Source organism: Pseudomonas sp. A-B-19 (genome assembly GCF_019947515.1).
Classification (GTDB): Bacteria; Pseudomonadota; Gammaproteobacteria; order Pseudomonadales; family Pseudomonadaceae; genus Aquipseudomonas.
The window spans coordinates 1-5,727 of the sequence record NZ_JAGYGN010000055.1 but is presented as its reverse complement, the minus strand read 5'-3'; the positions used below and the strand labels follow the sequence as shown (position 1 = coordinate 5,727).

Genomic DNA, 5,727 nt, shown 5'->3' with positions numbered 1-5,727 from the left:
GTAATGGCGGTGGCGGCGGTAGCGGCGGGCATGGCGGCAACAGTGGGAGCGGTGGCAGTGGCGGCCATGGCGGCAACAGTGGAAGCGGTGGCAGTGGTGGCCATGGCGGTAACAGTGGTCACAGCGGCAGCGATCATGGGGGCGGGAATTCAGGCCATGCCGGTTCTGGAGGCTCGAACTCTGGTCGCGGTGGTACCCATGCAGAAGCGGGTGACGATCACGGCGTTCATGTTGGCGGCGAGCCGGGTGACGACCACGGCGTCCACGTTGGCGGTGAGCCTGGTGATGACCGCGGCGTCCATGCCGGCGGCGAGCCTGGTGATGACCGCGGAGTCCATGTCGGCGGCGAGCCGGGTGACGACAACGGCAATCATGACGGTGGCGAACCCGGCGACGACAACAGCCGGATCTGAAGCGGCCTGATGACCTCATACAAGACCCTCAAGAGCGGTTTTGTATGAGGCACGGCAAAAAAAGCGCCTGTCTTCATGGGATTATTTCCCACGCAGCTATACTGGGATTAACTGACCAGGAATGCGCTGAATGCAATCGTCTACCTTGCCCACCTCGCTTCTCAAAGCCTTGCGGCATGTCATGCGGCCGCTGGTACGCCTGATGCTGCGCAAAGGCGTCACCTACCTGGTGTTTGCCGACCTGCTCAAAGAGGTTTTCGTCGACGTGGCGGACCGAGAGTTCCGTCTGGGCGAAAAGGCACCGACCGACAGTCGCATCAGCCTGCTCACCGGCGTGCACCGCAAGGATGTACGGCGCTTGCGCAACACCAGCGACCCTGCTGCTTCCACGCTTCCGGCAAACATCACTTTCGGTGCGCAACTGGTCAACGCCTGGGCCAAGGCGCCGTTCTGCAACGACGCGGGCCAGCCACTGCCATTGCCTCGATTGGCCAGTGTCGGCGGCGACCGCTCCTTTGACGCCCTGGTGGCGAAGGTCAGCACGGATATCCGGGCGCGGGTGGTGCTGGACGAGTGGCTGCGCCTGGGGATCGTGCGCCTTGACGAACAAGATCTCGTGCACCTCGAAGCCCAGGCCTTCGTGCCGCAAAAGGGCTTCGATGAGAAAACCGCTTACCTGGGGCACAACCTGCACGATCATGCTAGCGCCGCGGTACACAACCTGAGCGGCGAGGTTCCGGCCTTTTTTGAACGCAGCGTCCACTATGACGCGCTGACCCCAGCGAGCGTCGAGGCGTTGCGCGAGGCCGTTGCCAGCGAGGGGATGCAGGCCCTGTTGAGTTTCAACCGACTCGCCGCCGATCTGGAATTCCGCGACCTGCCCAGTCTTGAGCCGCGCCAGCGCATCACGGTCGGCCTGTACTTCTACACTGAAGCTTCAGATACCAATTCATCAACGGCCCCTAAGCCATGACCCTCAACTTGCGCCTGATTCGTGCAATCGCCCTCGCTCTGGGCCTCGGACTTCCGATTGTGTTGCAGGCCGCCCCAGCCTGTGTGAGCCAGAATGACGCGGGCACAAGTGAAGTTCCCGTCATCCAGGCCCCGGGTGGTACCGGCGGCACGGGTGTGGCGCCTGGTGGCACGGGCGGTACCGGCATCAGCACCGACAACGGCGGGATGGGCGGTACCGGCGCACCGCTGAAAAAGCACCCTGGCGGCATTGGCGGCACCGGTGCCGTTGCAGGCGGCGTGGGTGGCACGGGTATTGGCAGCGAAAGCGACAACGGCGGGATCGGTGGCACCGGCATTGTCGGCACCATCACCGGGTTCGCCTCGATCTGCGTCAATGGCCTGGAAGTGCACTTCAACAATGACGTTCCTGTCAGCGAGAACGGCATTGCCACCACCAGCACCCAGCTCGCAGTCGGCCAAGTGGTTGCGGTGGAAGCGTTCAATTCCAAGCGAGGTCTGGAGGCCGGGCGCATTTCTATCCTGCACGTCTACGAAGGCCCTTTGACAGCCCTGCCTAGAGACACCATGCCCATGCGTGTCATGGGGCAGCCGGTACGCCTGGCCAGCGGTGCTCAAGTCGCTGCGGGTCTGCGCCCGGGTGATCCCGTACGGGTCAGCGGACTGCGCGACGCCCGTGGCGACGTGGTAGCCAGTCGCATCGACCGGGCGCCCGGCCTCAAGGAGGCCAGTGCCATCGGATCGGTGGATCGCAGCGGCTATCTCCTGGGGCTCAAACTCAGCAATCACCCAGGTCCGGCGCAGGAAATGCTGGTGCGTGGCCAGTGGTCCGGCCGCGAGCTGGACGTGACCCAAAGCCGCCCCGACCCGAGCCTGCCCTTCATGGGTCGGGTTCATCATGCGGTGATCGAAGGCCTGGTGCAGGGTCGGCAGGACCGCCGTTTGGTGGTGGGTGGCTTTAATGTGACGCTGGCGCACGACACCGTGTTTGTCGGTGTGCAGCCTTCGGAACTGGCGTTGGACCGACGCGTGCGGGTCAACGGCGTATTTACCGGCGCGCGGGATGTGCAGGCAACCCGTATCGAATTGTCCCGCGAACGCTCCGATTCGCCAGCCAGTAACCAGCATGGGCGCCTGCGGACCGGCGAGCAAAACACGGACGACTCAAGTGGCTCGAGCAACTCGGGCAGCTCCAACAGCTCCGACGATTCCGGCAGCTCGGGCAACTCGGGCAGTGACAGGAGCGGCCGCTCCGGGAGCGAAGTCCGCGTCGGCGACGATACCCGCCACGGGGGTAATGACAGTCATGGCGGCGGCGACCAGAGGGAAAGCGTGGACAGGTCCGGCAAGTCAGAGCGTGTCGAGCAACCCGACAAGGTCGATAGAGTCGAGAAAGTAGAGCGAGTCGAAAAAATCGAACGCCCGGAGAAGGGCGAGAAAGTAGAGCGGCCAGAAAAAGTCGAAAAGGTGGAGAAAGTCGAAAAGGTCGAGAAAATCGAGAAGGTTGAACCGGTTGAAAGAATCGATCACTCCGGCAGGCCGGGTTAAACAGTGCCGTCATGATGCACTATCGTCATAAGTAACTAGGCTTGGGTAAGTCACGCAACAACGCATGCGTGTGAACTTCGATGACGCAAGACACGAGGTGAACATGAACCCCAAGCGCATCCTGCTCGTCGGTTTGCTTGCCAGCCTGGGCTTGCCGGCCTTGGCCGATACCTTCACGACCTCGATCGGCACCGACTACTCTCGGGGCGACTATGGCACTGGTACAACTTCCGAAACCTGGTACGTCCCGCTGGTGGGCAAATACCAGACCGGTCCCATGACCTATAAGCTCACGGTGCCCTGGCTGCGCATTACCAATCCTTCGGTCGGCCCCGATGGCGAGCCGTTGCCCGGCGGCTGCGGCAAAGTGGAAAGCGGTTTGGGTGATACCGTCGCCGGTGCCGATTATGCCGTGATTGACGGCAGCGTTGACGGGTTGTTCGTGGACCTGATCGGCAAGGTCAAGTTGCCCACCGCCGACGAAGACAAGTGTCTGGGCACGGGCAAAACCGACTATTCCGGCCAGGTCGACGTCGCCAAAGCCTTCGGCCCTGTAACCGGGTTCGCCACCCTGGGCTGGAAAAAATTCGGCGACCCGTCGGGCTCCGACTTCGACGACCCGATTTTCGCCGGCCTGGGCTTCGCCATACCCGTGTTCGCGCGTACCACGGCGGGTGCGTCCTACGACTGGCGGCAGAAAGTCGTTTCCACGGGCGACCAGATCAAGGAACTCACCCTGTTCCTCACGCACAAGCTCAATCAGAACTGGAAGTTCCAGTTGTATGCCGTCAAGGGGTTTTCCGACGCCAGTCCGGATGGCGAGGCTGGTCTGTTGTTCAGTCACACTTACTGATACCCACCTGCTTCCCTGCGCTGATGCGTTTCACTGCCTCGGCCCAGGCCCGCGTGCGCTTTGGTTCTGATGTTCGGTCGTTGACACTCAGGCTGACGGCACTAATCTAATGAGTGTGGGAATATTTCCCACGCAACGATGCCGGCTGGCTCTGAGGGATCGTGCGAATACCGCAGTTGCTCGTGATTACTGCAGATTTATGGCCGTGCCGGTTGGCTGGCCGCTCCAGTGGGCGGCCGGGAACTCACTGGACATTGCGTTCGATACGGAGATGACGACGCAACGCGAAGCGGAGGTGCATCATGTTGCTCAAGAAAACCTTGTTGGCTCTGGCCATTGGCGGGGTCCTGTCGGCATCGACTGTCCTGGTGCCTGATTACATCAGTAGTTTCTCCACCGTGCATGCCAAAGATGGCGGTAGCGGCGGAGGCGGAGGCGGTGGTGGTGGCGGTCACGGTGGCGGCAGTGGAGGCGGCAACGGTGGCGGCGGCTCTGGAGGCTCCGGAGGTGGTGGTCACGGCGGCGGTGGTTCCGGTGGTGGAGGCTCCGGAGGTGGTGGCCACGGCGGTGACGGCGGAGGCGGTAGTGGTGGTGGTAGCGGCCATGGAGATGGCGGCGGTCATGGTGCTTCTGGCCATGGCGGCCCGGGCCGCGGCGACGCTGACCATGGTGGAATGGCCGGGAATAGAGGCCCAGGTAATGCGCGTGACAACGACGATGACCATGGTGGCATGATCGGGAACAGAGGCCCGGGCAAAGCGCATGCCAACGACGACGATGACGACGACGCCGCAGATGCAGCCAGGGAAGCGGCAGAAGAACCCGGTGAAGCTGCCAGGGAAGCCGCAGAAGAACCCGGTGAAGCTGCCAGGGAAGCCGCAGAAGAAGCCGGTGACGCTGCCAGGGAAGCTGCAGAAGAAGCCAGGGACGCTGCCAGAGCCGAAGCAGATGCAGCCCGAGACGCTGCGAGAGCTGAGGCTGATGCCGCCCGAGACGCCGCCAGAGCCGCTGGCGTACCGAAAGCAGATGCAGATGCAGCCCGGGATGCTGCCAGGGCAAAAGCAGATGCAGCCAGAGATGCTGCCAGGGCTGCCGCAGATGCGGCCAGGAACGCTGCCAAAGTAGAGGCGAATGAAGCCAGAGCGGCTGTGGCCAACGCCCCTGATGCCCCGGACGCTCCTGATGTCGATGTGGTTGAGGTACAGAACTAAGCCTGTACGTTTCGCAATGAACATGACAGGCATACCCGAAGTAAACGTCCCGGGAGTGTGAGGGACGTATCTGTCATGAGTCGCAAACCCTGAATAGTCGCGGGGTTTGCGACTTTTTTTGAGATCTGCCGCACGGTTCGAAACACCGATGAGGATGTCGGCAGAGGTGGGAGCGAGCAGGACAGGTGTGGCGCTGTCATTGAATGTGGTGGCCTGGAAACGGAATAAGGGGCGCTTCAGTGATGACGTAGTCCGGGTTCTCTGCTGCCTCGATGCTTTATATGGATGCCGGGAGTTTTCATGGTGGCAGCCCGGGCGCTTTGATAAGGAAGAAGAATTTTCAGGCAGGGGGTTGACCACGTATTTTAATACTGTATTATTCGCCTCCCGCTAACGAGCAGCTTGATGTTGTTCTTGGCTTAAGTAGTTGATTTTGTTGAAAAATCAGAAACTTTTAAGGTTGCAATTTGAAAAGATGCGCTGTAAGATGCGCACCTCGGTTGAGACGAAAGATCTTAACCAACCGCTCTTTAACAACTGAATCAAGCAATTCGTGTGGGTGCTTGTGGAGTCAGACTGCTAGTCAACAGATTATCAGCATCGCAAGTTACTCCGCGAGAAATCAAAGATGTAACCAACGATTGCTGAGCCAAGTTTAGGGTTTTCTCAAAACCCAAAGATGTTTGAACTGAAGAGTTTGATCATGGCTCAGATTGAACGCTGGCGGCAG

Annotated in this window: 6 protein-coding genes; all 6 read left to right on the top strand. The window is 60.9% G+C overall.

The window, feature by feature from the left end:
• Positions 1-413 (top strand): hypothetical protein (locus tag KGA81_RS29845; RefSeq protein ID WP_223551273.1); only part of this gene is annotated, 413 nt, incomplete at its 5' end.
• A 130-nt stretch (positions 414-543) separates the two neighbouring features.
• Positions 544-1,386, top strand: a complete 843-nt coding sequence (locus tag KGA81_RS29840; protein WP_223551271.1) for a DUF6502 family protein — start codon at positions 544-546, stop codon at positions 1,384-1,386.
• Complete coding sequence (locus KGA81_RS29835) at positions 1,383-2,933, top strand: DUF5666 domain-containing protein (protein ID WP_223551269.1); 1,551 nt, start codon at positions 1,383-1,385, stop codon at positions 2,931-2,933. Before KGA81_RS29840 ends, KGA81_RS29835 begins: the two co-directional genes overlap by 4 nt.
• Positions 2,934-3,036: 103 nt before the next feature.
• Positions 3,037-3,786 (top strand): hypothetical protein, encoded by a 750-nt coding sequence (locus KGA81_RS29830; protein ID WP_223551267.1) that lies wholly within the window; start codon positions 3,037-3,039, stop codon positions 3,784-3,786.
• A gap of 402 nt (positions 3,787-4,188) precedes the next feature.
• The gene (locus tag KGA81_RS30035) at positions 4,189-4,521 is read left to right on the top strand and encodes a hypothetical protein (protein WP_263293506.1); all 333 of its coding nucleotides are present in this window, start codon (positions 4,189-4,191) and stop codon (positions 4,519-4,521) included.
• A 27-nt stretch (positions 4,522-4,548) separates the two neighbouring features.
• Positions 4,549-4,911: a hypothetical protein gene (locus KGA81_RS29820; protein ID WP_223551265.1), complete on the top strand. Its 363-nt coding sequence runs from the start codon at positions 4,549-4,551 to the stop codon at positions 4,909-4,911.
• Positions 4,912-5,727 lie beyond the last annotated feature (816 nt).